The sequence below is a fragment of the Rhizobacter sp. P2_D12 genome (assembly GCF_056404395.1).
On the sequence record NZ_JBFUEB010000221.1, the window covers coordinates 1 to 3,623 of the forward strand.

At 71.6% G+C, this 3,623-nt stretch carries 1 protein-coding gene and 1 pseudogene; both read right to left on the minus strand.

Features of this window, described 5'->3' with window-relative positions:
• A pseudogene (locus tag AC1DYN_RS31775) lies at positions 1-2,516 on the minus strand (GH36-type glycosyl hydrolase domain-containing protein); the annotation flags it as partial.
• A 183-nt stretch (positions 2,517-2,699) separates the two neighbouring features.
• The gene (locus AC1DYN_RS31780) at positions 2,700-3,620 is read right to left on the minus strand and encodes an aminotransferase class V-fold PLP-dependent enzyme (RefSeq protein WP_477966672.1); all 921 of its coding nucleotides are present in this window, start codon (positions 3,618-3,620) and stop codon (positions 2,700-2,702) included.
• Between the last annotated feature and the right edge of the window lie 3 nt (positions 3,621-3,623).

The following is a 3,623-nucleotide window of genomic DNA, read 5'->3' on the forward strand; positions in this document are numbered from 1 at the left end:
CAGCTGTCCAGGTGCTGGCGCCATGGTGCGTCCAGCGGCCGGTCTCCCAGCGCCACCAGCATGCCCACCAGCGCCGGCACGAACACGACCGCCAGCACCGCTGCGGTCCAGAACACGGGCGCTGCCAGCAGGCTCCAGCACAGGATCAGCAAGGCGAGGGATGCCGGTGCGACGAGACTCGCGCGCAGCTGGTCGAACAGCATCCAGCGCGCAGGCGCGTACTCGAGGTAATCGGGACCGCGACCGAGGCGCTGCACCGATTGCCAGGCCGCGCGCACGGCGCGGTGCCGGCGCAGCATGTACTCACCATAGCTGGGCGGGTGCAGTGCGTCCACGCGCAGGTCGGCCACGCGGCCGGCGCGCAGGCGATCGCGCTCGACGGCGCCGGGCCAGGCACGCCCGTCATCGCGCACAACGTCGCCGCAGGCACGACGCCAGGCATCGACATCATGGATCGCGACCCAACCGTAGCGCGCATCCAGCGCGGCCCCGCCCATGCGGGCAAAGCGCGGCGCGCGATGGCCCGGTGGCGCGGGACCACGTGCGGGCAGCAGCATGCCGTGCCCTTCGAGCACACGGCCGCTGTCGTCCTGCACCGGCTGGTGCAGCGGGTGCGCCATCGCGGCCACCAGGCTGCGCGCCGCGTCGCGCGGCAGGCCGGCGTTGGCATCCAGTGCAATCACGTAGCGCATCGCGGCGCCGGCGCCGGTATTGCCGGCGGTGAGCAAAAAGCGTTCGCGCGCGCCGCACAGCCAGGCATTCAGGTCGGCGATCTGGCCGCGCTGGCGTTCCTGGCCGATCCAGGCTTGCTGGTCGACGCTGCGGGTGCGTGGCCGCACCAGCAGCATGAATGGCCCGTCACCGTCAGGGGCGTACCGGGTATTCAACGCCTCGATGGCGGCGCTTGCCTGCGCCAGCGATGCGTCATCTGTCGGCAGCGTTTCGCTGGCGGCATCGGGCAGATCCAGCAGCAAGCAAAAGCGCAGGTTCGGGTCGCGGTTGCCGAGGTAGCGCACCTCGAGCTCTTCGCGCAGCCGTTCGATCGCGGCAACGTCACCCGCTTGCGCGCAGACGGCAACGACAGTGCGGCAGGTGTCGGGAATGCCGGCGCTGAAATCCATGCGCGGCGTGGTGACAGGCGGGATGCGCCAGCGTTCCATCATGCGCACCAGGGACAGCGCCAAGGCGCTCGCCCCCGGCAGCGCCAGCAAGCCAATCAGCGCCAGCAACCAGGCGCCGGCATCGCCCTGGCGTGCATGCACGAGGATGGCGATCGTCAGCAACAGTGTAAGGACTGCGGTTGCGCCAATGCGCGTGGCAACCGGCGCCTTGTGCGCCAGGGCCGGCAGGTAGTGGCCGACGTGGCGGGTGCGCACGTCCAGGCCACCTTCGCCCGGCGCGCGGTGGGTGCCGGCCAGCGTCAGCGCGTCGCGCGCGACCTCGACTTCATCGACTTTGGCAGCCCGGGCCCGGCGTGCAATCGCGTGCCGGTAGCTGTCGCGCGTGGCACCGTCCATGGCGGCGTAACTGCCATCCGGGTCGGTGCGCAGCAGCGCGTCGACGGCGCCATGCGTCTCGGCGAAGGCGCGCCAGTCGATCCCGCCCAGCAGGCGCAGGCTGGCCAGCGTGTTGCCGGCCGAGATGGCATCCTCGGCCTGTTCGCTGTGTTCGCGCTGCGTGTGCTGCGCGATGCTGCTGTCGCCATCGGCCAGGCGCGCGTCGAGCCAGTCCAGTACCTGGCTCACGGCGCYGCCGCGGCCGTGCAGGCGCCGCGCCAGTTCGGCGATGAAGCTGTCGTTGGCCTCGACGCTGCGCATCATGTCGGCCACCAGCAGGATCAAATCACCGGGCCGCGTCTCGGCCGTATCCAGCAGGCGCACGGCCCATTCGGCGGCCTGTTCATGCGCGGCGCAGGCACGCGCCGCGCGCGCGGCCAGGCGCCGCAGGTTGTCGATCAGGGCCAGGCGCAGCAGCGCCGGCAGCGCATCCAGTTCGGCGATGCGCAGCGCTGCGCTGTCCGGGCCTTCCTGGTAAGCAGCCACGAACAACGCCAGTTCGCCGGCGTCGATGCGGCCATCGCCATGCGCGACCACGTCGAGCACCAGGCGCCAGGCGCGCACGGCGCCATCCGGGGCCAGTGTCGGCAGGGTCGCGGCGACCGGCCGCAAGCCGGCGCGCACCAGGCGCACCTGGGCGTCGAGCAGATGGTGCTGGTCGAGCAGGCGCGCACCGGCAGGCGGCAGCGCGAAGCCGGCGCGGGCGGCCTCGTCGAGCGCATCGCACGAGGCGGCGATGGCGTCGGCATCCGTGCCCAGGAGTATGCGCAGGGCCTGGGCGCCGCCTTTGCCGGCCGTGGTGGGTTGCAGTACGTGGCGCGCCGCCAACTGGCGTGCGTGTTCCGCGCGCTGGAGCGCGCCGAGAGGTGCTGCGCGCCATGGCGCATCGTCGCCGGTCGCGCGCGCCGCATCATGCGGCGTGCGCTGCCCGGCGGGCAGGTTGTGGTTCTTGACGTTCAACGGGGCCTCGGGACTGAGCGTGCGCAGCAGACCGCTGGAGCATAGTGGCGTCCGGGACGGATCAGGGCAGGAAACGCTGGGCGCGCACGGCTGATCTCATGCTAGGCAAAGACCCGCGTCGTTACTGTGCGCTGACGAACACACCCCACCGATGCGCTGGCATCGGGGCCATGCTACCCGAGATCAGATAACGAGCGCGAATCCGCCCACCAGTGACCAGGCGCCCGGATGGCCCATGGCGCGCAAGGCCTGCGCCGCGCGGGCACTGCGTGCGCCGCTGCGGCAGACGAACAGCAACGGCGCCGTCGCGCCCAGCCACTGGGGCGCCTCGTCGGCAACGCACGCCAGCGGCACGTTGCGTACCGTGTGGCCGTGCAGGCTGACCGTGCCTGCGACGCTGTGTTCGCGCAGATTGCGCACGTCGATCACGATCGCGTCCGGATGCGCAGCGAGCCAGTCGCGGGCAGCATCGGCGGGCACCAGCATTGCGCTGTCGATGGCGCCATCAATCGCCGGCTCGGCGCCGGTCACAGGCATCGGCGTGACCAGCGCCGCGCCGCAGCGCGCGATGCGCTCACAGGCCAGATCGAGCGACGCGTCGTCAAGCAGCGCGCCAAACGACAGGCGCACCGCCGCCGCGCTGCGCCAGGCCGGCACGCCCATCGCATCGAGCACGTAGCTCGACCCGGCCTTCCCGGCCGAACACGCCGAGCCGGCGCTGACGCGCATGCCGGCGGCATCGAACAGGTCGAGCAGCGTGGCGCTGGGCATGTCGGGCACCGAAAAATTGATGGTCGTGGGAAGCGACTGCGCCAGAGGCGCGTTGAACACGATGCCGGGCAAGGCCGCTTCGAGCGCCGCCACCAGGCGCGCGCGGCAGGCCAGCAGCGCGGCACCGTCGCGGAACGTGTCGTCCCGCTCCAGCGCCGAGAACACGGCGCCCAGCGCCGCGATGCCGGCCATGTTTTCGGTGCCGGAACGCTGGCCATCCTCTTGTCCGCCACCGCACATCAGCGGCGTGTACGGCGCACCGCGGCGCACGTACAGCATGCCGATGCCTTTCGGCGCATACAGCTTGTGGCCCGAGAACGGCGCATAGTCGATGCG